Origin of the sequence: Psychrobacillus sp., from assembly GCF_032154225.1 — a bacterium.
GTDB lineage: Bacteria > Bacillota > Bacilli > Bacillales_A > Planococcaceae > Psychrobacillus.
The window spans coordinates 155483-180106 of the sequence record NZ_JALDYF010000005.1; the positions used below are offsets into that span (position 1 = coordinate 155483).

At 35.7% G+C, this 24624-nt stretch carries 20 protein-coding genes; 2 read left to right on the forward strand and 18 right to left on the reverse strand.

Translation table 11 applies throughout. The features are described from left to right. The first annotated feature begins 119 nt into the window (after window positions 1-119). A complete protein-coding gene (locus tag RUH95_RS09440) occupies window positions 120-755 on the forward strand; it encodes a YigZ family protein (protein ID WP_313892613.1) in 636 nt (211 codons plus the stop codon). A 27-nt stretch (window positions 756-782) separates the two neighbouring features. Then, window positions 783-1919 (forward strand): CAP domain-containing protein, encoded by a 1137-nt coding sequence (locus RUH95_RS09445; protein WP_313892614.1) that lies wholly within the window; start codon window positions 783-785, stop codon window positions 1917-1919. A 33-nt stretch (window positions 1920-1952) separates the two neighbouring features. Here the strand turns inward: RUH95_RS09445 and RUH95_RS09450 are convergent, their stop codons facing one another. From RUH95_RS09450 to RUH95_RS09535, 18 genes are all read right to left on the reverse strand, one after another. Beyond that, window positions 1953-3488 (reverse strand): SpoIID/LytB domain-containing protein, encoded by a 1536-nt coding sequence (locus tag RUH95_RS09450; protein WP_313892615.1) that lies wholly within the window; start codon window positions 3486-3488, stop codon window positions 1953-1955. Next, entirely contained in the window at window positions 3489-4202 is a 714-nt protein-coding gene (locus RUH95_RS09455; RefSeq protein WP_313892616.1) for an SH3 domain-containing protein, read from the reverse strand. It lies immediately after the preceding gene. An 18-nt stretch (window positions 4203-4220) separates the two neighbouring features. Further along, window positions 4221-6515 (reverse strand): N-acetylmuramoyl-L-alanine amidase, encoded by a 2295-nt coding sequence (locus RUH95_RS09460; RefSeq protein WP_313892617.1) that lies wholly within the window; start codon window positions 6513-6515, stop codon window positions 4221-4223. A gap of 817 nt (window positions 6516-7332) precedes the next feature. Then, window positions 7333-8376, reverse strand: coding sequence for an LCP family protein (locus tag RUH95_RS09465; RefSeq protein ID WP_313892618.1), 1044 nt, complete (start codon window positions 8374-8376; stop codon window positions 7333-7335). Window positions 8377-8456: 80 nt separating this feature from the next. After that, the gene (locus RUH95_RS09470; RefSeq protein WP_313892619.1) at window positions 8457-9677 is read right to left on the reverse strand and encodes a glycosyltransferase family 4 protein; all 1221 of its coding nucleotides are present in this window, start codon (window positions 9675-9677) and stop codon (window positions 8457-8459) included. Window positions 9678-9690: 13 nt separating this feature from the next. Further along, window positions 9691-10554: a UTP--glucose-1-phosphate uridylyltransferase GalU gene (gene galU / locus RUH95_RS09475; protein WP_313892620.1), complete on the reverse strand. Its 864-nt coding sequence runs from the start codon at window positions 10552-10554 to the stop codon at window positions 9691-9693. After that, window positions 10551-11636 carry a glycosyltransferase gene (locus RUH95_RS09480; protein ID WP_313892621.1) on the reverse strand — a complete coding sequence of 362 codons (1086 nt, stop codon included), beginning with the start codon at window positions 11634-11636 and terminating at the stop codon, window positions 10551-10553. The genes galU and RUH95_RS09480 overlap by 4 nt, the downstream gene beginning before the upstream one ends. Next, window positions 11608-12747, reverse strand: a complete 1140-nt coding sequence (locus RUH95_RS09485; RefSeq protein WP_313892622.1) for a glycosyltransferase — start codon at window positions 12745-12747, stop codon at window positions 11608-11610. The genes RUH95_RS09480 and RUH95_RS09485 overlap by 29 nt, the downstream gene beginning before the upstream one ends. Further along, window positions 12744-14039, reverse strand: a complete 1296-nt coding sequence (locus RUH95_RS09490; RefSeq protein WP_313892623.1) for an O-antigen polymerase — start codon at window positions 14037-14039, stop codon at window positions 12744-12746. Before RUH95_RS09490 ends, RUH95_RS09485 begins: the two co-directional genes overlap by 4 nt. Window positions 14040-14146: 107 nt before the next feature. Next, window positions 14147-15214, reverse strand: coding sequence for a non-hydrolyzing UDP-N-acetylglucosamine 2-epimerase (wecB, locus tag RUH95_RS09495; RefSeq protein ID WP_313892624.1), 1068 nt, complete (start codon window positions 15212-15214; stop codon window positions 14147-14149). Next, on the reverse strand, window positions 15211-16812 hold the full coding sequence (locus RUH95_RS09500; protein ID WP_313892625.1) for a 7-cyano-7-deazaguanine synthase: 1602 nt from the start codon (window positions 16810-16812) through the stop codon (window positions 15211-15213). The genes wecB and RUH95_RS09500 overlap by 4 nt, the downstream gene beginning before the upstream one ends. A 14-nt stretch (window positions 16813-16826) precedes the next feature. Next, the gene (locus tag RUH95_RS09505) at window positions 16827-18242 is read right to left on the reverse strand and encodes a lipopolysaccharide biosynthesis protein (protein ID WP_313892626.1); all 1416 of its coding nucleotides are present in this window, start codon (window positions 18240-18242) and stop codon (window positions 16827-16829) included. Then, window positions 18243-18974, reverse strand: coding sequence for an acyltransferase (locus tag RUH95_RS09510; protein WP_313892627.1), 732 nt, complete (start codon window positions 18972-18974; stop codon window positions 18243-18245). 13 nt (window positions 18975-18987) lie between these two features. Next, window positions 18988-20304: a nucleotide sugar dehydrogenase gene (locus tag RUH95_RS09515; RefSeq protein WP_313892628.1), complete on the reverse strand. Its 1317-nt coding sequence runs from the start codon at window positions 20302-20304 to the stop codon at window positions 18988-18990. 179 nt (window positions 20305-20483) lie between these two features. Further along, on the reverse strand, window positions 20484-21497 hold the full coding sequence (locus tag RUH95_RS09520) for a Gfo/Idh/MocA family protein (protein WP_313892629.1): 1014 nt from the start codon (window positions 21495-21497) through the stop codon (window positions 20484-20486). Further along, the gene (locus RUH95_RS09525) at window positions 21494-22231 is read right to left on the reverse strand and encodes a hypothetical protein (RefSeq protein WP_313892630.1); all 738 of its coding nucleotides are present in this window, start codon (window positions 22229-22231) and stop codon (window positions 21494-21496) included. The genes RUH95_RS09520 and RUH95_RS09525 overlap by 4 nt, the downstream gene beginning before the upstream one ends. A 71-nt stretch (window positions 22232-22302) precedes the next feature. Further along, entirely contained in the window at window positions 22303-23418 is a 1116-nt protein-coding gene (locus tag RUH95_RS09530; protein ID WP_313892631.1) for a DegT/DnrJ/EryC1/StrS family aminotransferase, read from the reverse strand. A gap of 58 nt (window positions 23419-23476) precedes the next feature. Then, complete coding sequence (locus RUH95_RS09535) at window positions 23477-24541, reverse strand: glycosyltransferase family 4 protein (RefSeq protein WP_313892632.1); 1065 nt, start codon at window positions 24539-24541, stop codon at window positions 23477-23479. Window positions 24542-24624 lie beyond the last annotated feature (83 nt).

Sequence of the window (24624 nt, forward strand, 5' to 3'; positions counted from 1 at the left end):
GACGTGAATGAACTTACATTCACTTATAACAATACCTATTATAGCACTTTATTACTAAAAATAAATTAAAATTACTTTACAACTATGTTTCAATTTATATTAGAAGGGACAATCCAACTATGAGAAATAATTACCAAACTGTTAAAGGACACGGAGAAAGTGAAATCATTATACAAAAGTCTCGATTTTTAACTTATGTCAATAGAGCAGAGACGGAAGAAGATGCAGTTGATTTTATTTATTCTATCAAACAAAAACATAAAGATGCTACACATAACTGCTCTGCTTATATAATTGGCGAAAATGATAATATTCAAAAAGCCAATGATGACGGGGAACCTAGTGGTACTGCTGGTTTCCCAATGCTTGAAGTGTTGAAAAAGCAAGGGCTTAAAGACACAGTAGTTGTCGTTACCCGTTATTATGGCGGTATCAAACTTGGTGGCGGTGGGTTAATTCGAGCATATGGAAAGGCAACTACAGTAGGAATTGATGCTGCAAAAGTCGTTGAACGTAACCTCCATCATTTGATGAAAGTATCAATCGATTACACTTGGCTTGGAAAAGTCGAAAATGAAGTTCGATCTTCTGAATTTCCTTTAAAAGAAATTAATTATGCAGAATTAGTCGAATTACTAGTTTACACAAAATCCGAAGATGAGACAAAATTTGTTGATTGGGTGACAGAAATTACGAGCGGTCAAGCAAAAATCGACATTGTCGAAAAAGAGTTTTTGGAGTTTGAAGTTGAATGAAAAATCATTTAAAAGAGGTGAAGATGCTTGAGAAGAGTTTTCGTAATACTAATTATGAGTCTAATTGTTTTCCCTACATATACATTTGCAAAATCCACTTGCTCCGGTGAACAAGAAGTCAAATGGGATGGAATCGAACTAAAGGCTGGGCAAATTGGACGAGTAACGATTCAAAAATCAACGACAATTTATAAAAACGTCAATGGTAGTTTTGAGTTTTGGAAAAATGCAAAACAAGGAGAAAGCTTTCGCGTATATGTAAATAAAGAAACGTATTTTCATCTCGGTGGGGGACTAGTTATACAAAATGATGCAGCTATTTTGTACGAAACTCCGTCCAAAGAAAAGCTAAGAACGCTCGATTGTAACACTTCTTTCACAATTGGAGGTCCGGTTCAAACTACAATTGGCAAAGTGCAAAACATAATAGCTAGTAGTGATGGATTATCCACTTCCATTCATCACACTAACTATGACCAATTTTATGCAATTAGTTATTTAAATAATAAAATCACATCTATTTATACAAAAGATAAAAACTATCAGTTTAACGATATTTCTGTAACAAATACGATAAAACAGCTGGAAGAAAAGTTAGGAACGAATTATACTACAACCGGAAATACGTTTCCAATCGAAATCATCACGTATCATTTCCCAACATACAATGCTAATTTCTTTATCGATGTACACAATGAGAATACGATTTCTGCGATTTTATTAGTTGAAAATAGTTCTAATCTTCATCCCAAAAAGATGAACCCATTACAAGTGGGCTATGAATCCCTATTATTTGAACTAATAAATGCAGAAAGAAAATTTCACCATGTCCCTGTATTATCCTATTCGACGAAAGTAGCGCAAGTTGCTCGACTGCATAGTGTAGATATGGGGAACAACGATTATTTTAAACACGAGAACTTAAAGGAAGAAACTCCGTTCGATCGACTGTTAAAAGGAGGAGTAGCGTTTACATACGCAGGAGAAAATATTGCAATGGGTTATACGAATGCCTATTTTGCACATGAGGCACTAATGAATTCTCTCGGTCATCGAAAAAATATTATTAGCACCAATTACACGGAAATCGGCATAGGTGTCCATTTTGCAAAATGGACGAATGGCTTTATACCTTACTACACAGAAAACTTTATACAACCATAGAAAAAAGGTGACCACATGAATGGTCACCTTTTCTTATTGTTTTTCGATGGTTACACCTTGGTAATAGTGTTTTAAAATTCGATCATACGTCCATCCAGCGTCTGCACGAGCTTTTGCTCCCCATTGACTCATACCGATACGATGTCCGTACCCTTTACCGTTTACAGTAACGGAGGACGGAGCTCCAGTTGTTGCTGTTGTAGAAGCAACACCATCTTTCGTTTGAATCATGGCAGAACCGCTAGAAATTGTTTCCACGCCAGCTGACGTTTGAACAGACATCCCTGTCAATGAAGTAATTGGTGTCGAACCGTTTACTTGTTGTACAGCTAAATCTGTCGTTCCGGTTGGCTTTGTAAAGCTAATATCGAACCAGTTGGATTTTAAAGATGCTTTATTCGCATCTAAAAATAGTCCTCTAATGATAGACTCATTTCCATTAATTGTTTTTTCCCCTGTTGAAGTAACAACGGTAACTGCTGTAACTTCTCCATTGGAACCGCCTTTTGTTAGTTTCACATCTAGTAACATATCTGTAGAAGCATTGAATCCAAATTTCGTTAAAATATTGGCAGCTGGAATACTCACTGACCAATTGTCGTAAGGTGACTTCTCGATTGAATCATCAACGGAAACGTAGTGAGGAACCTGAGTACTGTTCCACACTTCACTAATATTAGCCGTTCGACCACCACTTGCAGCGTAGTAAAATGCTTCCACAAGCTTGCCACCTGATTTTAATACTAGTCCATTTGTTGCTTCAACTGCTGAGTTTGTACTTGCTTTTTCAGATGTATAACCTTTATACATCTGATCCTTCGTTGTACTGCTCAAAATTCCAGCTTTACTCAATGTAAAGCTTCGTGCAGTAACTGCTTGAGCTTTTAATGCTTCTTGATGCCAAGAAGCGTATGACTCATTTGGAACTACACCTTTTAAATAGTTTTCTAAATCAAGTCTATTGACAATTTGTGCATTTGTACCCGATTTCACAACGCTAAAGCTTCCTCTATATTGCGTGCCATTTGGCGTCTTGCCTAGTGGTCCTGTTACGACTGCTCCAACAGTTGCACTTGTTGCAGGAACCCATGATGATACACCTTGCTCATCGGTAATTGAGTACCAAAGTTCACCGTTTGCGTTCGTGAATTCATTGACTAAATAGGCACCTTGAAAAGCTCTATAAGAGTTTACAACTTCATAATCTGCCGATGCACCTTTTTTTCCATCTACGCCCGAAGTAAACACGACCATTTTTTCATTGCCTGATAATGCATGCAATGCAAAACCGTTAGCTGAATACATAGAAGCTCCAGCTTGATAGATAGAAATTTCGCCATTCACTTGAGAAAATGTAATCGGAGTATTTGGTAGTGCATAGAACATTTCTTTCGTCGTTAAGTTTTCTAATTTATAAATACCAGTCAAATGAAGGGAAGTAGAAAATGTATTATGCACTTCCACCTTCACTTCTTTTGCATAGTTTTCTTGTGTAAAAGCAAATGCTGAATTAGTAGTTAATAAACTTAGTACCGCTACTGATAAAATAGTTATAATCTTTTTCTTCATTTATTTCACCTCAGTAAGCGTACTTAGCACCCAACCTTTAGTTCCTTTTGGCGTTTGCACATTATACCAAGTTTCCCCGCTAGCATTTTTAAATGAACCTAAATATTTTAAAGTAGATCCTTTTGCAACTAATTCAAGTGATTTGTAAGTTGTTGTAGCACCTTTCCTTACATTAACAGCTCCCTTAGTCACAACTTGTGACGGAACATAGCTACCTGGTTTTGTTGTCGAAACATCTTCTGTAAATACCCAACCTTTAACGCTTGCAGATACTTCTACTCGGTACCATACACCTGCTGCTGCTTTATGTTGGTCGATTACAGTAACACCTTTACCAGTCCCTAGTGTTGCTAGCACTTTATAATTTCGTGATGCCCCACTATGAACTTTTACATTGTTCGCAGTAGTGTACACTACTGTTGGTAAATCTTGAGGTGTACCAGGATTTGTTGTAGGTGGGTTCGTAGGAGGAGTAACTACTCCGCCTCCTTCAGCTACAGCTTTTTGTAATTGTTTAATCGCTTGCTCTTGCTCTGCCACTTGCTTTTCTAAAGCCGTTACTTTTGTTTGTAATGGATTCAATTGCGCTTGCACCCACTCAACCGATGCTAAAAGTACATTCGAATTTGCTTTTGTAGATGTTGGAATATTGATCAAAACGATTAAACTAAGTCCTACTGTAATTGCGATAGTAGCTAGTATTTTTTTTTTCATCTAATATCTTCCTCACTTTTATTGATTGAAGTATTTTTCTAGGCCTTTGCGAATACCGATTGCAGCATTTTTTTGGAAGGCAGCGGTAGCTAATTTTGCTTCTTCTGTTGGATTCGAAATAAACGCTAACTCTACTAAAACAGAAGGTAATTTATTCATACGGTTTACATAAAATAGTTCTTGTTTGACACCTCTATCATACGTCCCTACTGCCTTCACTAAATCAGCTTGAATACTTTTTGCCAAATCCAAGCTCTTAGGTCCATTAAAATTAACCGAAGAATTATAATACGTAGTCGAACCTTTTGACGTCGTCGTATAAGAATCTGCATGAACACTAATAAATGCATCATAATCTGAACTATTTGCAATATCCGTACGCTCGCTCAGTTCTAAAAACACATCAATACTTCTTGTTAATAAAACCTCTGCTCCTGCTGCTTCTAACTCTGCCTTCAAAGCTAATGCAGTCGCAAGTGTTACTTCTTTTTCCTTCGTTCCATTTTTACCTACTGCTCCCGGATCCTTCGCACCGTGACCAGCATCAATAATAATTTTCTTATTTGCTAATCCTTTTGGAACTACTTTAATCGTAAGTTCTTTATCATAATCACGAATAGTGTAAGTATATTTTGAATCAAATGTTATCGATAAAACAGACGTTCCACCTGCAACTTTTTCTACTTTCATACTTTGTACACCAGTCATACTCGACTTAATTTCATTTATTTGAGATAGATTTCCGGAAACTTTTAAAACATTAGCTGATGGCATTGAATAAGACAGTTTGAAATTAGATGGCTTAGTCCATACAAGATAGTCTTGTCCATTTCTAACTTCCGTTCTTCCATTCATTAACTGTAATGGAGAAACATCTGCTACAGCTGAAGCTTCAATCCACCCGCGCTTTTCACTTTGCGTTTCGACATTTAACCAGCCATTTAAAGTACGCAATACTCGAACTGGCGAATTTGTCGTAATAGAATCTACTTTTTTCGAAGTAGTACTTGCCCCGCTATATACAGTAGCTGATTTTTTTCCATATTTAGTTGGAATATTTTCATTTATTTCGAAATCAGGTATCCAGCCTTCTTTACCTGTAGTAGTTAAAATATTAATCCAATTAGTACCATCTGAAGAAGTTACTTTATTCAATACCGTGAAAGCTGTATTTCTTGGTAGCCCTTGTACAACAGCAGAACTAAAATTGCTGTCTGCATACAAAAGAGCATTAAACCGTTTAATAGCGCCTGTTTCACCAGCTCCTGGAGTTTCACTCGGTGTTTCTTCGACTTGTTCTACCGGAGAAGCAACAGATTGGTGTAACCATGCTTCTTCACCGCTAACAGTGCTCACTTTATACCATTTCTCTTGTTTAGCATCTACCGTATATTCCTTTGAGAGGAAGGTATCGTTCAGTTTTGATTGTGTAACAACATTAAAGTCAGTACTTGGACCTGAACGCATGTTTGCAACTGGAACAGTTATTTTCAAATTCGTATCAACTACAACAATAGAACCGTCTGTTGTAGGAGGAGTTTCTGGTACTTCTGGAACGGAAGCAACACTTTCAAAAGCTTCCGCAGAAATCCAGCCTTTTTTACCAATAGCATATGAAACCTGATACCATTTTTCTTTTGAAGCATTTGTAAACTCTTGATGGATTGATAGTTTTGTTCCAACATTAATTGTTGCTACCGTTTTATAGCTTTTCGTTGCTCCTGTATGTACAGTCGAGCTTTTAATAACTACTTTATTGGCAATAGAAGCTTCTTCAAATGCAGAAGCTAACATCCACCCTTTTTTTCCAGTAGCATACGTTACTTGAACCCACTTCTCGCTATAACCATTTGTTATTTCTTGATGGATAACATAAGCTGTTCCTATTTTCGCTGTATGCACGATGTCATAATTTTTCGTAGCACCTTTGTGGACAGTTGCTTGATTGATCACTTTCATAGAAGATCCTGATTGACCAGCTGTTGCATTTAATAGAAATAGGTCCGATGTTACCCACCCTTTTTTTCCTTTGTATTCTACATTCAGCCAAACTTCTTTTTGCGCATTTGTAAATGCATTTAATATTTTTAATGAAGTACCGGAAGGAATTGTCGCTAGTACTTTATAAGAAGTCGTTGCTCCGCTTCTCATATTTGCTGCGCTCTTTCCAATATTTTGTGTTGTTCCTACAAGATTAGTTGATGCGACAGTTTGATTAGAAGCTGCATATGTAGATGGTGGCTCACTCACCATAAAATTGATGGGCAATAGGACAGAAGTTGCTAAAACAGAAGATGCGATTACTTTTCTCATTTGTTCCTCCTTGAATCTCGTATTTCCTCTATTTTAATAGACTCATATGTATAAAACAATCCAACTAATGTAATTAAAACCTTTTGTAACAATAATGTAATGATTGGATTTTGTTTTTGAGTGCATATAAAGTAGTAAGGTTTAATAGGTGTAAAGTTTTTTGCTACGCGTAACGTTTAACACCAAAATAAGAAAAACCGAGCAAAAACATCTTAACGCTGTAGTTTCTAGCTCGCTTCAAGCTTCACATTAGGCTATACAATGAACGGAAAAGTTAAACTTGTTGTAAGTGGCTGCGTCACTTACAACAAGTTTATTAGTCGGTCATCGTATTACAAATGTTCGCCTTCCGCTCGCCAGAAACTTCAGTACCAGGTAGTTAAATTCTTTTGGAAATAGAAGAAGCAAGTCGGTTCTATCTACTTTGAAGGTCGCCAAAGATACAATTTTGGCGACTCTTTGTAGGTTTTTACAAAGAGACACTTCTAAATTTGATCATAAAGTGGAGAAGCAGATGACAGATTTAATTGGTACGAAAATTGTCGGTCTATCTCTAACTTGAAGTGTTGATGAACTTTTCTCTTCTTTTTACATGAAAGAGCTTAAGTAGAAAGAACATGAATCCACTCCCCAAAGCAGGATGGGTGTAATGAAAAGCGGCGACACCAGTGGGAAAAGTGCGAGCTGAAAGCCCCGCGGAAAGCGTCCGCTTGTAACGAAATCCACTCCCCGAACCCTGTGTTTATGGAACAATTTTATATACTTTCTTCTTTCAAAAAAAATAAAGCAAATTGCCCTTACGGACAATTTGCTTTACTTACTCACCTATAGATAGATCATTCAACTTTTTATCCGTATTCAAATCACTCTGTGCATTTTGTCCAAAGTCATCTAGATTTAACTGTAACTGTTTCTTCACTTCTTCAAGAGAATCTTCTTTTATGAAAAAATAAGAAATGCCATTCACTCTATCATCATAGCCTTCCAATACTAACTGCTCAATTGGATTATCTTTAATCTTTTGATACATTTTGATCAAACCAAAGTACTCGGAAGAGGGAATATTCGTCTTCACATTATTCCCGACATCTTTAATCATATCGTCTAATTTTGTAATAGAACTTAAACTAGTAGCCTTGTCGATAACTGCTTTAATAACATCCTTTTGACGAATATTACGACCAGCATCACCTTGTGGATCTTTTTTACGCATTCTCACATATGCAAGAGCTTCATTTCCATTTAAATACATCGGGCCCTTCGTATATGTCTTCCATTTCAAGCTTTCTGTAAGCTGAGCTTTAAACGTGAAAGGAACTTCTACGTCAACTCCACCAACTGTATTAACAATATCTTCAAATCCTTTAAAATCTGTCGATACGTAATAATCTATTTTAATATCTAAAAGTTCTTCAACTGTTGGAACAGTGTAATTAATACCACCATTTGCATATGCATGATTTATTTTATCCTCATAACCCATTTTCGATATATAAATTCTAGTATCACGAGGTATATTAAGCATAGAAATTTTTCCCGTTTTAGGGTTAACTGTTACTACCATTAAAACGTCTGAACGACCATATTTAGCTTTTTCTTGGTTTTCGATACCAGCTACTAAAATCGTAAATGCGGAATCTTCTGCTTTAGCATTATTAAACTTATCTGTTGTTTCACTACCTTTTTCTGTATCTCCCTCAAGAGGCTCGTATATTTGCGTCATAGCATTTTTTGTGCCAATAGATAAATTTATAGCGAAGACAATACCGGCTGATACAACCAGCATCGATACAATAAGCAATGTATAATAAAATTTTCTTCTCGTCTTGGATTTACGCTTTGTGCGACGTGAAGTAGACATAATACTTCCCTACTTTACTGTTAAATTATAATCTCACCAATTATACATAAATTTATGTACTCTGTATATTGAAAAGAATATTACTTTTTGGTAAGGTTTTGCAAAAGATCAGCAACGATAGTCCCCCAGCTGTACTCATTTATAGCGAGATTTCTACCATTTTCCTGCATTGCCTTTCTATCTACCTCGTTCATTTCCACGAATTGATACATCGAAGACGCAATCGAATCCACATTTTCTGGCAGAGCAACTAGACCAATATTGTTTTTCGTAACGATTTCAGCACTTTCCCCTTTTCCGCAATACAACACTGGTACACCAGATGCAGCTGCTGGGAAAATTTTCGATGGTCTTGCGCCTTCAAATAATGCTAAATCCCTTAAAGGAACAATACTTACATCTGTTACTGAAAATAGTTTTGGCATTTCTTTTAAAGGCAAATGTCCTAAAAAGGAAATATTTAAAAGCCCTAACTCTTCTGCTAAACGATGAAGCTTTTGTTCTTCTGGGCCTGCACCAGCGATTAAAAAGTGCGCATTCGGAACCGTTTCCTGCATTTTTTTTGCGGCATGTAAAATAAATTCGAGTCCTTGTGCATAGCCAATATTCCCACCGTAAGCAAACACGAACTTATCTTTCAAATCAAATTTTTCTACATACTCTTCATTTTTCTCCCCTGGTTGAAAGAATGTCGTATTTACACCATTTGGCAATACAAACACTTTTTCTTCTGGCTGAGAGTGATTTATAATATAAGATTTTATACCGTCTGTTGCTGCGGCAATCTTCCAAGAATGCTTGTAAAGAAATGATTCTAATATTTCCGCTAGCTTAATAAAAAACTTATTTTTTACTAATCCTAACTTAACTGCTGATTCTGGCCAAACATCCGCAACATTGAATACAAATTTTGCACCTTTTAGTTTCGCACTTAATAATCCAGTTAAACCTAAAAAGATAGGTGGAGAATTTACAATGATTACATCCACTTTACCAGCTTTCATTAGCCCATAAAACGAACTAAAAGTAAACGAAAAATAAGAAACTAACCGCTTCCAAAACGTTCCCTTTTTTGAAGGATAAATCCATGTACGATGTACAGGAATTCCATCCCATTTTTCAAATTCATATTTCTTTCCTTTATATTCATCCGGAATAATTCCATGTGGATGATGTGGGAATGCAGTAACCACTTGAATGTCATGTCCTTGAGCGAGTAATTCCTTACTCACTTCGTATACACGAATTTGTGGAGCACCTGTCTCTGGCGGAAAGTGTTGACATAAATATACAATTTTCATAGCTATCACCGAGTTAATCTTTCAATTTATTCTTCAAATATGCTAGTAATGGTTCTCTTAAATCTTCTCGTTTTAATGCAAAATCAAATGTTGCTTGTAAAAAGCCAAGTTTATCTCCAACATCATAGCGTGTACCATCAAAAATATACGAATAGACAGACTCTCTTTTCGATAAAGAATCAATCGCATCTGTTAATTGGATTTCGCCTTTTGCATCAGGTTTTACTTTTTCAAGCTCCTCGAAAATAGCTGGAGTTAAAATGTAACGACCAACGATTGCTTGATTGGAAGGAGCATTTTCAATCGATGGTTTTTCCACTAATCTTTTCACAGCAAATAAGTCATTTTCCGCATTGCTATAATCGACAATTCCGTATTTATTGACGTCTTCGTTTGGAACTTCCCGTACACCTAAAATACTACTTTGTACTTCTTCGTATTTTTGGATCATTTGTTTTAAAGCTGGAACTTCTGCATCCACGATATCATCTGGTAATAAAATCGCAAATGGTTCATTACCGATAAACTTTTTCGTACATAAAATAGCATGTCCAAGTCCAAGTGGCTCTTTTTGACGCATATAATGAATGTCCACTAAATTAGAAATGTTTTCTACCGTTTCTAGCAATTCTATTTTGCCTGTCTTTTTCAAAAGTAATTCTAATTCAACCGATTTATCGAAATGGTCTTCCATTGATTTTTTATTGCGTCCTGTCACGATAATAATATCTTCTATACCAGACGCAATTGCTTCTTCGATAATATATTGTAAATTTGGTTTATCGACGATTGGAAGCATTTCTTTTGGTAATGCCTTTGTAGCAGGTAAAAAGCGTGTTCCAAAACCTGCAGCAGGAATAACTGCCTTTTTGATCATTTCAAATCACCTTTTCCCGTATATTTCTCATATAACGATAACATATAATTCGCATTGTCTATCCAGCTGTAATTTTCTTTTACATGAGCTACTCCAGCAGCTCCCATGGAAGCTCTTAGTTCACTACTGCGTGCCAACTTTTTAAATGCCGTCGCTAATTGTTCTGGACTTTCTTTATCCGTTACAATACCCGTCACATTTTGAACGACAACTTCCGGTAATCCACCTGCATTTGAAACGACAACTGGAATACCACAAGCCATTGCTTCAACAGCAGCAACACCGAAACTTTCACTATCTTCTGTAGAAGGAACAGCAAAGATCGTCATTTTACGAATGATATTTGGTACTTCTGTATTCGGCACTCTTCCAGTAAATGTTGTAACAGCTTCTATTTCTAATTCTTTCGCTAACTGCTCATATTCTTTTCTTTGTGGACCATCGCCCGTAATAAGTAACTCAGAGTTTGGAAATTCTTTATGGAAATAAGCAAAGCCTCTTACTAAATCTGCAATGCCGTACTTATCTTCCAACGCTTTTACGGTACCGACAATAATTTTATCATCCGCATCCTCTGCGTTTATAGCAGGATGAAATGCTTCTATATCTACTCCGAATGGCGTTACGTATATAGGACGAGTTGTATATAAATTCGTTTCTTTCGCCATAATTTTACTCGTCGAACAAATAGCTGTAGCTTTGCCTAAAGTAAATTCGATAAGCTTTTGATTTAACTTACTTTTTCTCGGGAATACAAAAATATCTTTTCCCCAAACCGATACGAAATATTTTTTATAATTAACAAGTGCTCCTAATAAGCCATAGCTAGATATAAAGTGAGAATGTAAAATATCTGGATTCCACTCTTTTAACATTTTCTTTAATGCTGGGGCAGCCGCTAAATAAGAAGCTTTCCCGGGCAATAATTTAGGTAATATTTCAGTAGGCACTTGCTTTGCATTTTCTTCTGAATAATGATCTTTAAATGTATACACTTTTATCTCTAGACCCTGTGATTGATAAAATAAAGCCCATTTATGTGTATGTATAGACTTACTTGGTGCTAATATCGCTATTTTCATGTTGACCTCCCATTAGCGCATGCGCCGCTTGTTCGGCACGTTCATTCCATGCATGCTGCTGTAAAAAAGATTCCTGAATGTTCTTTTTGTAATCATTAAACTGCGGTTCAATTGACTGCATTCCCGCAACAAGGCTTTCCGCTGTATCTCCCGTAATAACACCATAAGGACCCGATTGTATAAAGTCTTCTTGTGCCGAGCAATCTGTTGCAATGATTGGAAGCCCGGCTGTTAAATATTCTACCAGTTTAATCGGTACTGCAAAATCATTATAAACAGATCTTTTTCTTGGAATAAATGCAAAGTCTACTTCCTCATAAACGTCTTGTAATTCTGCACCACTCACATGCTTTAACTGAATATAATCTTTGTTTAATTTTGCTTTATCTGTAGGATTTAATTGTGTGTATTCATCTTCACGACATACAATAATTAATTCACCTAATACATGATCTTTATTCAACAAATAGTACGCTTCTACTAAAGTTGGTAAGCCGTAATCATCATTATTAATACCACCTACATAAATTCCTTTGAAGGGGCTTTGTAATTCATTTGTATTCGTTTGAATTTCTGTAAAACGGCCTCCCGGAGGCAAAGCCATTTTCGTCGCATGAATGTTCACGTATTTCCCCATTGCATCGCTTGGCAAAAATACCGTATGAACATATTTGCTATAAAACTTTTCTTCTAGTTTATAAATAGTTTGCATGACAAATTTCTTAAGACCCTTTAATGAGTATAATTCATCAAACTTCCAATAAACATCTCGGTAAAAAACACCTATTGGAACATGATGCTTCTTTAAAGTTTTGAAAACGTCTTTATCTATTTTCCAATCCTTTGGAATATGTCCAGCGTCCGTTAACCACAAAGGAATCGTTTGGTTTTCAGAATAGCAAAAAAGCGTGTGTTCATACTTTTTCTCTTCCACTATTTTGTTCCATAACTGTCTTCGTTCCTGGCTATTACCAGAAATAACAATGATCTCTAAAGCATGTTTTTGCGCATAGCCTTCAAACGCTTTTAGCATTTCCACAGGACGTAGTGCCGAACCACTTTTAGGATTAGCAGCTATTGTAAAAGGATAATAAATGATTATATTTTTCATACCTTCACCTTTTTCTTCCTAACTTTGTCCATAACAAAATTCCAAATGGTCATAAAATATTGCTCTACTATTAATAAACCTACTGAAGTAACTGTAATGATGATCCAAATCGGATTAAAATAGAAATCGGAAACTCCACCAACAAGTGTTCTTGGGATATTAATCGTGAAATAGACAAACAATGCGATTAACACTGGTGTTTTTGGTAAACGTAAAAACACAATATAAAGTACTTGAATTATTGCAGCTACGTAAACAATAGATAAAAGCACCCCAATATAACCAAAAGAAGCAAAAGCCTCTCCGATGAAAATCGTATTTAATACTCCGCCAGTACCTTTGTCCACATTTTCAGGAAACACATTTTCCATTACCATACGGGCCGAACGAACTTGCTCTAAATCGAAAAACCCAATGATAAATGAAGGTAATCCTCGAAACTCTAAAGCAGCTATCGAATAGGAAAACGCATCTAAATGTAAAAAGAAAGGAGAGATTTGCGCTAATATAATTCTTCCTATTGGTCCCGAATTATACGATAAAAAGCTCTCGATTTGAGTTACTCCTTGGATAGCAACATACATACCAACTAATACAACAACCCCTGCAACTAAATAACCACTAATTTTTCTCCAATTAAGTTGTAAGCTTCTTGCATATACACTTGCTAATATAAGCATGATCACATAAAAGAAAATAGGCGATTTTGCTAAATCATATGTTGTAATTAATACAGAAGAAACAAATAAAATGAGGAAAGTAAATTTCCACCATAATTCTTTCGTTCGCGTTGCGTAAACAAAAGCAATAATAGATAAAAATGGTGTTAAAGCAAGTGCAAATATATTCTTTATTAATACTTTTCCAGCAAAGCCTCTCGATGCGTCTATACGCATCGAAGCAAGCTCAGATGTATTTCCTTTTAACAATTCCAACAATGGTATCGAAGATGTCTTCAATAGCGTATAAGCTACCGCTAAAACCGAAATAGCCGACAGAGCTGAAAATGCAAGCTTAAACAACAGCTTATTCTTATCTACACTTGTACGAACAGGTTCATGTAGGTATCGATTGAATTCTATTTGAGATTTAAAGTTAAAAATTCTCCCTACAACTAATTGCACTAGTGGAAATAAAATCATTAATATCGTCAATAAAACAAATCCAATGATTCTAAATTCCTCATGGTCCATTCTTTTGATCATATAATAATCATCTATTCCTAGTGCTATTAATAATCCGCCAATATAACTGGAGATAAGGAAAGAATAATAATATATAATTGTAATCATATTTGGCCTTACAAGAGAAAGGCTCCCAGAAACCTTTTTAAAAAGGAATGTGGAAGCCACCACAGTAAAGAGCCATATGCTGAAAATTAACAATGCTCACACCTACTTTATTTACTTAAGTAATTCTTTAATAAAACCAATACTTTTTCAGCTGTTTTTCCATCACCAAATACTGGTGTATAAGAAGGAGAAACTTGCTTTTGTACTGCTTCAACTATTTTAGTCGTATCCGTTCCTGTTAAAATATTTGCATCTTCTATTAATGTTTCAACCCACTCGGTTTGATCGCGAACTGTTATACAAGGTACTTCTGCAAAATAAGCCTCTTTTTGAACGCCGCCAGAATCCGTTACGATTTTTTTAGCACCCATTTCAAGAGATAGCATATCTAAATAGCCTACTGGTTCAATTACTTGTAAATTCGGGATTTGATCCAATTTGAATCCGTAGTCTTCCAATTTCTTTTTCGTACGTGGATGAATTGGCCATACTTTTTTATCTGGAAGTTGGCTAAATGCATCTAAAATAGATGTCATTCGATCCATATCATCTGTATTTTCAGCACGATGAATCGTTATTAATAAATAATCTTTCGGCGTTAAATTTTCTCTTTCTAATATAGTCGATGTCGATTCTGCAAGTGTTTTATTGTATAGCACCGCATCATACATTACATCTCCAACATTATGAACGCCAGCGGAAATATTTTCATTCGTTAAGTTTTGAATTGCAGTATCTGTCGGACAAAGAAGTAAGCTAGAAACGTGATCCGTTAAAATACGGTTCACTTCCTCCGGCATTCTCATATTAAAGCTACGAAGACCGGCTTCGATATGAACAATTGGAATATGTAGCTTAGAAGCTGCAAGAGCACCTGCAAGTGTAGAATTAGTATCTCCATAAACAAGCACGAAATCCGGATTTTCTGTTAGAATAATTTCTTCAATTTTTGCTAACATTTCTCCAGTTTGTTTCCCATGATTACCAGAACCAATTCCTAAATGATAATCTGGTTTTGGAATATTTAATTCATCAAAGAAGATATCCGACATATTTGCATCATAATGTTGCCCTGTATGCACGATTAACTCTGTTACTTCTTCACGTAGAACGCGGGACACTGCAGCCGCTTTTATAAATTGAGGTCTTGCACCTAATATTGTAAGAACTTTCATTTGGTCATCTCCTCCATCATTTCAATCATATCTTTCGCAATAAATGAGTTAATATTATATGGTTGTTCATATTTATTGCCGCCTCTTTTAAAGGAAAGTGCTTGTACATATTGTTTATAAGTTGGATAAATTCCATACCATTCCATTGGCTCATCGTAATATTGGCGATACAATTTTTTCTTACGATACACTTTTCGCAGTAATGGATAAAGCAATCCGTATTTGTTTTTCAACGAATTTTCTGGACCAGGTCGCTGTGGTAATGTGTAAAAATCAGGATACATTTTGTGTAATGTATAGTCATACAAATACTTTTTATACTTTAAATTTACTGGTATTTTACTGAAAAAGTAGATTAATCGGTCGTCCCATAAAGGCATCGACCAATCTTGATCGAAGTATTCATATACTCGAACTGAGTTAATGATGAACTTCCCTTGTCGTTCTTTCCAGTTCCATTCGTCGATAATAGACGTAACTCGCTCATTTGTCAGATTCGTATAAGCAGCTACATCTTGTGTAACACTTTTACCAATCTCACTATTTTCCTGACTCAATCCACCAGACAATTGCCATAATCGAAAATGTTTTGGAACAATAAAATCTACTACTTCCTTCGTCGTAAATTGTTTTTCAATAGTCGCTTCATACGGCAAATGGCTTCCACCTAAAAAGTCTAACGAATGACCTGGTAAAAAAACAGCATTATCTAGTTTTTCTTCTTCTACTAGCAACTTTGTACTTGGAAAGTCTTGCAAATGCGCAACCGATGTCCCGTTACATGCATACAACACATAATCTTTCCACTCTTGTGATTTGTACAGATTTTCCCACATCGCTTTATCATAAGCAAAGTATTTCCACTTCAAGCCTAGACGATCCGCTATTTCTTTACTTACAGTTGCCTCCCCGTTACCGGGTCTTCCATAAGTAAATGTAATAATCGAATCCGAAAGGCCTTTCTCTTTAAGCATTAGTGCCATAATACGTGAATCATAACCGCCACTTAAAGGTAGGACGATCTTTCTCCCAGCAAGTCTAACTGCAAGATCATCAAAAATATTATGTAAAATATGCGCTAACTCATCAGCAAATGTATCAATCGAATCTGACTCTTTTTCAACAACATAAGAATAGTAAGCATGTTTCGATGCATGCTCACTTAATCTTACAATAGTTGCTACTTCTAATTGATGCCATCCACTAAATAATGTTTTATCTCCCGTTACAAAACCAGCTAATAAAAGCTCTTCCGCCGCCTCTTTTTGAATAGACATAGAAGTACTCGGCTGTAGATGATCTTGAACAAGCCACTCATTATTCGTTTCATCGTACGAATAAAATAAAGGAATGGAGCGCTTTTTATCCGTAACTAATGTAATTTCATCTTCGCGTTTTAAAATAAGCGCAAATTCACCATTCCATGTAGCGATTTCTGAAGGATTAATCAATCCCGATTCATAAATAGTTGTGAAGTTTTCATGGGTAACATACTGGTTTTCAACGTAAAAGTAACCTCTTATAAACCCCTCATACCCTGTACCTTTTAAAGGATAAAATTCTTTATGCCTAAGGTTAGTTATACAATTTTTCACCATGTTTTTATCCCCCATTACTTTCTTTTTACAAGATACTTATCAATGCGAACTACAAGGACTAGGATAATAAAAACAATCCACACTCCTGCTATTAACCAACTATTTAAATCATTAACTTGAATATACACTATACTGCCAGTTGCAGCGATTAACCAAAAAATTGTCCATCCCATTTTGAAACCAGAGAAAGGGACATAATAAAGTTTCTGACTTTTGCGAAACACTAAAAATAATGCGACACAATAAGAAACTACGTAAGAAATAACTGTACCCCAAATTGTAAACATTGGAACGAATATAAAATTCAATAAAATGGATACAATTGCTGCAATTCCAAATGCAACAGAAATATGTTTTGTCTGTTTAGAGTAAAATATCCCTGTAGAGACAATCATATAATAAAAACTTAAAAAAGTAGCAATAGAAATTGGAGCTACATATTGAAATGCAATTCTAAACTGCTCAGGCATAACTAAAATAATCCATGGCATAAATGTAGCTAACGCTAATACTCCTAAACTACCAATCAATAAAAATGCTGCATATAAAGTAGCGAATAGTTTTGGGCTATCTTCCTTATCTTTTAACGACATCGAAAAAGGTCGCCAAGCAAGCTGAATCCCACTGGTCAATAAAGTGATGAATGTAGCAAATTTCATGGCTGTCCCATATATCCCTATGTCTGATAAGGTAGCGTATGCCTTTAGAAAGTAGTTGTTTGCATTAGCAATAATCCAAAATGCTAAAGATGCAGGTACTAAAGGAGTTGCATAAATGAGTATTTTCTTTAAAATATTCCAATCGAACAAAGGTCGTAAATAAACTGTTACAGGTTTTATTAATACTAAAACGATTATCGCGACACTTATTAATCTTGCTAAAAGTATTCCCTCAAGTGATGTCCAAACGAACATCAAAAAAAGAAGAGATACAACGGCAATTAAAAGCATTTTTGCAACAGTTGTTGCTACAACTTTTTTCGTATGAAAATCATATCTCAAGATAGTTAGTACGAGCGTGATAATAGTGTCTAAACAAAGAGTTCCAAGTGCAATATAAAATAATTGAGATTGGCCAGGAACATCTAAAAGCAGTACTGAAAGCCACTCTCCACCTAATAAGAATACGGCAAATAAAAGGATAACGATGGAAATTCTAAACGTCATAACGGATCGAACATATCTTTCACGAGTCTCTTTGTCTTTATACTCAAAGTAGTAATAAGCCAAAGCCGAATCTGTTCCAAATATGACCAAGAATGTAAGCATCGACACATTCGTATCTACAAGCTGAAGTAAACCTATTAGCGATGTATCTACTAAATAATGGGCGTACAAAGGAAACAATATAAAAGCAATTAGTTTGGTTCCAACATTCATAAATGCATAAAGGAGCGAATCCGCTCCTAAACGTTTTAGCTGAGAAAACACTTAGAGAAGTTCCTCCTCAGGTACATTTTTCATTATTTTAGCTGGGAATCCTTTAATAAGCGTTTTTGCTTCTGTATCTTTTGTTACTAACGCTCCAGCAGCTACAAAAGTTTCTTCCGCAATTGTAATACCAGGTAAAATAATAGATGCTCCACCTACACGAGCCCCTCTTTTTACAATCGCGCCTTTGATTTTATCGAAACGTGCTTCTGTTCTGCCCATGAAATTATCATTCGTTGTTGTTACACAAGGAGCGATAAATACATGGTCCTCTAATGTAGAGTGAGCCGTAATATAAGAGTTTGATTGGATTTTCGTGCGGTTACCAATCGTTACAAAGTTTTCTACGGTAACATTGCGACCAATAATAACGAAAGAACCAATTTCTACATCTTCTCGAACCGTTGCTAAATCAGCGATTAAAGTACTTTCACCAACAATAGCACCTCGATATACAATCGTATTTGCACCAATCGTACATTCTTTTCCAAGTTGAAGAGGTGGAATTTCTTTCGTAATTTGCATCGTGCTTGTTTTAGCTGGTTTTGGTTGTTTACCGATTACAGCCCCATCATCAATCGTTGTACCTTCACCAATGATCGTACCAGCATGAATTGTTACACGATTTCCTACGCGAACATTGTTTCCAATTTTCGCTCCTTCTTCAATTACAGAAAAATGTCCAACTGTAGTGTTTTCACCTAGTTCAGCAGTTTCATGTATAAAATTCATTGTCGTACCACCCTTATAATTTGATATAACGATTCGGTGTTTCGATTCCTTTAAATGCATTACGTGTATCAAAAATTACTTTTGATCTTTGAGCAATATTTGCATAGTCAAATGCCGTATGGTCTGTCGCTAAGATAACGATATCTGCTTCGTCTAATAGTTCATCTGTCAGTACAGTCGTTTCTAATATTTGACCATTTACTTTGAATTTATCCGCATGTGGGTCGATTGCTTTGAAATCCGCACCTTGTTGCATTAATAGTTCGATTAATTTTAATGATGGAGATTCGCGCATATCATCGATATCTTTTTTATACGCTACGCCTAATAAAACTACTTTTGCGTTACGAAGTGCTTTACCTTCATCGTTTAATATTTGCATTGCACGAGTAATAACATAATCAGGCATAGAGTTATTAATTTCGCCAGCTAGTTCGATTAATTTTGTGTGGTAATTATATTCTCTTGCTTTCCATGTTAAATAGAATGGATCGATTGGAATACAGTGTCCACCTAAACCTGGGCCTGGGTAAAACGCCATAAAGCCATAAGGTTTTGTTTTTGCTGCATCGATTACTTCCCAAACGTCGATCCCCATTTTTTCACAAAGGATAGCCATTTCATTTGCTAACGCGATATTGATATGACGGAAAGTATTTTCAAAAATCTTTTCCATTTCTGCAATTGCTGGGCTTGAAACTGTATGAACATCCCCATCAAGTACGCTACTATAAAGAGCAGCAGCTACTGCCGTACATTTTTCTGTAATACCACCAACTACTTTTGGTGTATTTTTTGTATTAAAGCTTTTATTACCTGGATCAATACGTTCTGGGGAATAAGCGATAAAGATATCTTCCCCAACAATAAACCCTTTTTCTTCTAAAGCTGTTCTAATAATTTCTTCTGTTGTACCAGGGTATGTTGTAGATTCAAGCACTACCAAAGTTCCTTTTTTCGCATAGTTCGCAATTTCACGTACAGAACTTTCTACATAAGAGGTATCCGGTTGTTGATATATATCTAGTGGTGTCGGTACACAAATTGCAACCGCATCCACTGCACTAATTGAACCATAATCAGAAGAAGCACGTAACTGACCTGATTTTACCATTTCGTTCAAATCAGTATCCACTACATCACCGATATAGTTAATACCTTTGTTTACTTGTTCAATTTTTGATTCTTGCACATCAAAACCTATTACATTGTAACCAGCTTTTGCTTTTTCTACTGCAAGTGGTAATCCAACATAACCTAAACCAACTACACCAATTACTGCTGTATGATTTTCAATTTTTGCTAATAATTCTTCATAGTATGTAGACATTATTTGTCTCTCCTTCTGTTATCACTAAGAATATATAAACTCTTCTAATTAGTTACCGTCTAGCTCCAGCGCCTAGCCCCTCGAGGTTAAATGCCAGTTTTCTGCGGTGGCTGAAGTTCTGCTTCCTCAAAAACCGTCATTTACTTGTCGGGGCTGAAATAGGCACTTGCGCATTTCTTTTACGAGAATAAAATACGTTGACCCGTTTCTGATGATTCAATGATTGCTTCGATTAAACGTACAGGATTATATCCATCCAGTCCGCTAACAGCAGGTGCTCGATCTTCTTTAATCGCCGCTATCATATCTTCGATGATACAATCATGTCCCTTTTTGCCCCAAGGATCATTTTGAATTTTTGCTTTTAGCGCTTCTACTTCCGCTTCTGCATGTCCTTCAACTTCCCATGTTTCTAAGAATAATGCATTTTTACCGCTAACTTTCACGCTAGCTGTTTCTCCAAATATAGAAATGGATTCTTCAATGTTTTGAGGATAAATAGTTGTTGCAGCCTCAACTACACCAAGTGCACCACTTTCAAACTCAATAATTGCTGTAGCTACATCTTCTGTTTCAATATTGCGGAATCTTGTTGCTACCATTCCTTGCACTGATTTTACTGGACCCATAAACCATAAAAGTAAATCAAGATTATGTATGGCTTGATTCATCAATACGCCACCATCAAACTTTTTAGTGCCTCTCCATGGTGCTTGTTCGTAATATTCTTGACCTCTATTCCATCGAACAGTTACGTTCGCATGGCTTAATTCACCAAATTTTCCTTCATCCATTAGATTACGAACTTCCATAATTGCTGGACGGTATCGGTTTGGATGAACGATTGCTAATTTAATGCCTTCTTCAGCTGCTACTTCCATCATTTCTTTCGCATCAGAGGAATTAAGAGCCATTGGTTTTTCCGTAATAATATGTCGCTTATGTTTCGCAACAATTTTTGTTAAAGTTGCATGCAAACCAGATGGAACACAAATGTTTACTACATCAATTTGTGGATTTTCTGTAAGCATTTTTTCTAATTCTGTATATTTAAGGACGTTTTCGTCATCGATTACTAGTCGATCTGCGTTCGTATCACAAATAGCAAATAAGTTCGCGCCTTCTGTATTACGAATAGCCGCTATATGTTTATCTGCGATAAAACCCATACCTACAATGGCAAATTGAATCATGCTTTCTTACTCCCTCTTGCTTCTAACATGTATTTCCATAAAGATAAAGTAAATATTGCTAGTAAAATACCGAATATAAATCCAGCAATAGCACCTTCTGTACCGTATGATTTTGTTTTATTAACTTTAGATAAAGCCAACTCGGGTTGTTCGTATGCAATAATATCATTTCGTACTCGTTGCACTGTTGCAGTAGCATTCGTTAGTTCTTGTTCAGCTTGGAATATCAACGTAGAATAATTGCTGATTTCTGTTGCATTCACAGATTTGTTAATAGCTACTTGATATGCATCAATTGCTTCTTGCAAATGCTTGCTTCTCGCTTCTTGTTCCTTAGCATATTTTTCTGTTCCTTCAATTACTTTATCATTTTGAGCCATTAAAGCATCTAATAATTGTTCATTGAATTGTGTGATTTCTTTTGTTACTTGTTCTTCATTATCTCCAAAAATTTCAGTTTTAATATAGGCTCTAGTAGGAACAAACACTTCCGACTTACCAGTGAAGTGAGTGCCGTATTTCGCCATAATATGAGTTGGATTCGTCAATGCTTCTAATTTTACAGAGCCTGTGAATATTGTACTTTTTCCAACATATTCACCATCTTTAGGTATAAACATAGATCCTACAAATCCAAGTAATGCTACGATTAATGGGATAATAATAAACCAAATTTTCTTTTTCCAAAAAAATTCTAATGAATCATATAAACGATAACTTTTGTTTTCCGTCATTTCACTTCTCCTAAACAGGCATGTAGAGGGAAACGTATATACACGTTTCCCTCTACCATTTTGCCATTTCATTATTTTCCAGCAAAAAACTCAGCAATTTTCTCTACAACGTATTGTTGTTGTTCTTCTTTAAGTTCTGGGAACATTGGTAAAGAAAGTGCCTCATTTGCAGCTTTTTCTGTTTTAGGGAAATCCCCTTGTTTATATCCTAGGCTTTCAAAAACAGGTTGTAGATGCAATGGTAGTGGGTAGTAAATCATTGTCGACACGCCATTTTCTTCTAAGTACGTGCGTAGTTCATCACGTCGCTCAGTCAAAATAGTGTATTGATGGAATACATGATAAAAACCTTCTACTTTAACAGGAGTTTTTACAAACTCAGCTACTTTTTCATTTAATAAATTTGTATAAAAATCTGCATGTTTTCTACGTTGCTCTCCCCATGAATCTAAGTGAGGGAACTTCACGTTTAATACAGCCGCTTGCATTTCATCCAAACGACTATTGTAACCAAGTACATGGTGGTAATATTTTGGTTTACTTCCGTGTACACGAATTACACGGCTTTTTTCAGCGATATCGTCATTATTTGTAACGACCATACCTGCATCACCATAAGCTCCAAGGTTTTTCGTAGGGAAGAAGCTATACGTTGCAGCGTCTCCAAGTTCACCTACTGAATATTCTCCTTGTTTCGCTCCAATTGCTTGTGCAGCATCTTCTATAACCACTAGGTTATGCTTATCTGCTATTTCACGAATTCGTACCATATCTGCCATTTGTCCATATAAATGGACAGGAATGATTGCTTTCGTTTTATCTGTAATATGTTTTTCAATTTCTTCCGGATCTAAGTTAAAAGAAACAGGATCTATATCTGCATAAACAGGTTTTGCCCCTGCTCTTACGATTGCTCCGCCAGTTGCGAAAAAAGTAAATGGAGTTGTAATAACCTCATCGCCTTCACCAATCCCTGCTGCTTGTAGAGCAATATGAATTGCATCACTACCATTGCCACATCCAATACCATGGGCAGCATGGCTATACTTGGCTATATCCTCTTCTAACTTTTTCACATTGCTTCCAAGGATAAAGTGCGAACTAGTCATAACACCATCTAAAGCTTCTAATACTTCACTTCTTAATGTAGCGTATTGCTCAGATAAATCTAACATAGGGACTTTCATGTCATTTACACCAACCTATCAATAAATTAATTATTTTTTTATTATGTGAAAAGCACAACTAATTGCGCTTATACCCAACTACTTTTCGGAAAATAGAAATGATCGGTCTAAATTCTTCATTCACAAGACCTATTTTTTCTGCAATAATTTCAAACGCTATTAAGATGAATACGACGATAAAAATAGCCCATCTTAACGTAAGTGTTTCAAATGTAATTGCAGTAATACTAAATATCAATCCAAACCCATATATAACTAGTACAGTGTCTCGATGAGATAATCCAAGCGCTAATAGTCTATGATGCAAATGAGACTTATCAGCAGCATGTATCGGCTGCCTATTTACAAGTCTACGAATAATCGCAAACGACGTATCAAAAATTGGCACACCTAAAATCATAATTGGTACAACAAAGCTAAACAATGTCACACTTTTGTATAAACCTAATAAAGACAATATAGAAATCGAATATCCTAAAAACATAGACCCTGTGTCACCCATGAAAATTTTCGCTGGGTAAAAGTTATGGAAAAGGAATCCAAGTGTACTACCTAATAATATTAATGAAAGAGATAGGATAAGCATTTTATCACCTGAGAAAGCTAAAAATGCAATACTCGCAAATACAATCGAAGATATACCTGCTGATAAGCCATCTAAGCCGTCAATTAAATTAATGGCGTTCGTAATAGCTAGTATCCAAATGAGTGTAACAACATAAGAAAATATCCCAAGATGAAATACACCTAAAAACGGAATATTTAACACTTCTATTGTTAAGCCACTTCCCATAACTGCACATGCAGCAAGAATTTGACCTAATAATTTAATCTTTGCAGATAGTTCATATTTGTCATCTATTATTCCCAAAACAATAATGATTAATGCACCAACAATTATTCCAGTAATTTTTGCTTCGTATAGTCCTGCAACAAAATAGCCAACTACGACTGCAATAAAAATTGCAAGTCCACCTAATCTAGGCATCACATTTGCATGAACTTTTCGTTCTGACGGTTTATCAACTGCTCCTATAATATGTGCCAGTTTAATAACTAATGGTGTGATAGCAATAGCAGTCGCCATAGATACGATAAAAGCAAGAAGTAATTTTATATCCAAAAATATCATCCTTGTTTTTTATATATTTGTAATGCTTGTTGAGTTCTTAATTCAATAGACGTAATAGTAACATGAAAGTTTCT

What these genes read in the sequence shown, in the direction of transcription:
- RUH95_RS09440 (WP_313892613.1), top strand. Translation starts at nt 120, where the DNA reads ATGAGAAATAATTACCAAACTGTTAAAGGACACGGAGAAAGTGAAATC.
- RUH95_RS09450 (WP_313892615.1), bottom strand. Translation starts at nt 3,488, where the DNA reads ATGAAGAAAAAGATTATAACTATTTTATCAGTAGCGGTACTAAGTTTA.
- RUH95_RS09455 (WP_313892616.1), bottom strand. Translation starts at nt 4,202, where the DNA reads ATGAAAAAAAAAATACTAGCTACTATCGCAATTACAGTAGGACTTAGT.
- RUH95_RS09460 (WP_313892617.1), bottom strand. Translation starts at nt 6,515, where the DNA reads ATGAGAAAAGTAATCGCATCTTCTGTTTTAGCAACTTCTGTCCTATTG.
- RUH95_RS09465 (WP_313892618.1), bottom strand. Translation starts at nt 8,376, where the DNA reads ATGTCTACTTCACGTCGCACAAAGCGTAAATCCAAGACGAGAAGAAAA.
- RUH95_RS09470 (WP_313892619.1), bottom strand. Translation starts at nt 9,677, where the DNA reads ATGAAAATTGTATATTTATGTCAACACTTTCCGCCAGAGACAGGTGCT.
- galU (WP_313892620.1), bottom strand. Translation starts at nt 10,554, where the DNA reads ATGATCAAAAAGGCAGTTATTCCTGCTGCAGGTTTTGGAACACGCTTT.
- RUH95_RS09480 (WP_313892621.1), bottom strand. Translation starts at nt 11,636, where the DNA reads ATGAAAATAGCGATATTAGCACCAAGTAAGTCTATACATACACATAAA.
- RUH95_RS09485 (WP_313892622.1), bottom strand. Translation starts at nt 12,747, where the DNA reads ATGAAAAATATAATCATTTATTATCCTTTTACAATAGCTGCTAATCCT.
- RUH95_RS09490 (WP_313892623.1), bottom strand. Translation starts at nt 14,039, where the DNA reads ATGATTACAATTATATATTATTATTCTTTCCTTATCTCCAGTTATATT.
- wecB (WP_313892624.1), bottom strand. Translation starts at nt 15,214, where the DNA reads ATGAAAGTTCTTACAATATTAGGTGCAAGACCTCAATTTATAAAAGCG.
- RUH95_RS09500 (WP_313892625.1), bottom strand. Translation starts at nt 16,812, where the DNA reads ATGGTGAAAAATTGTATAACTAACCTTAGGCATAAAGAATTTTATCCT.
- RUH95_RS09510 (WP_313892627.1), bottom strand. Translation starts at nt 18,974, where the DNA reads ATGAATTTTATACATGAAACTGCTGAACTAGGTGAAAACACTACAGTT.
- RUH95_RS09515 (WP_313892628.1), bottom strand. Translation starts at nt 20,304, where the DNA reads ATGTCTACATACTATGAAGAATTATTAGCAAAAATTGAAAATCATACA.
- RUH95_RS09520 (WP_313892629.1), bottom strand. Translation starts at nt 21,497, where the DNA reads ATGATTCAATTTGCCATTGTAGGTATGGGTTTTATCGCAGATAAACAT.
- RUH95_RS09525 (WP_313892630.1), bottom strand. Translation starts at nt 22,231, where the DNA reads ATGACGGAAAACAAAAGTTATCGTTTATATGATTCATTAGAATTTTTT.
- RUH95_RS09530 (WP_313892631.1), bottom strand. Translation starts at nt 23,418, where the DNA reads ATGAAAGTCCCTATGTTAGATTTATCTGAGCAATACGCTACATTAAGA.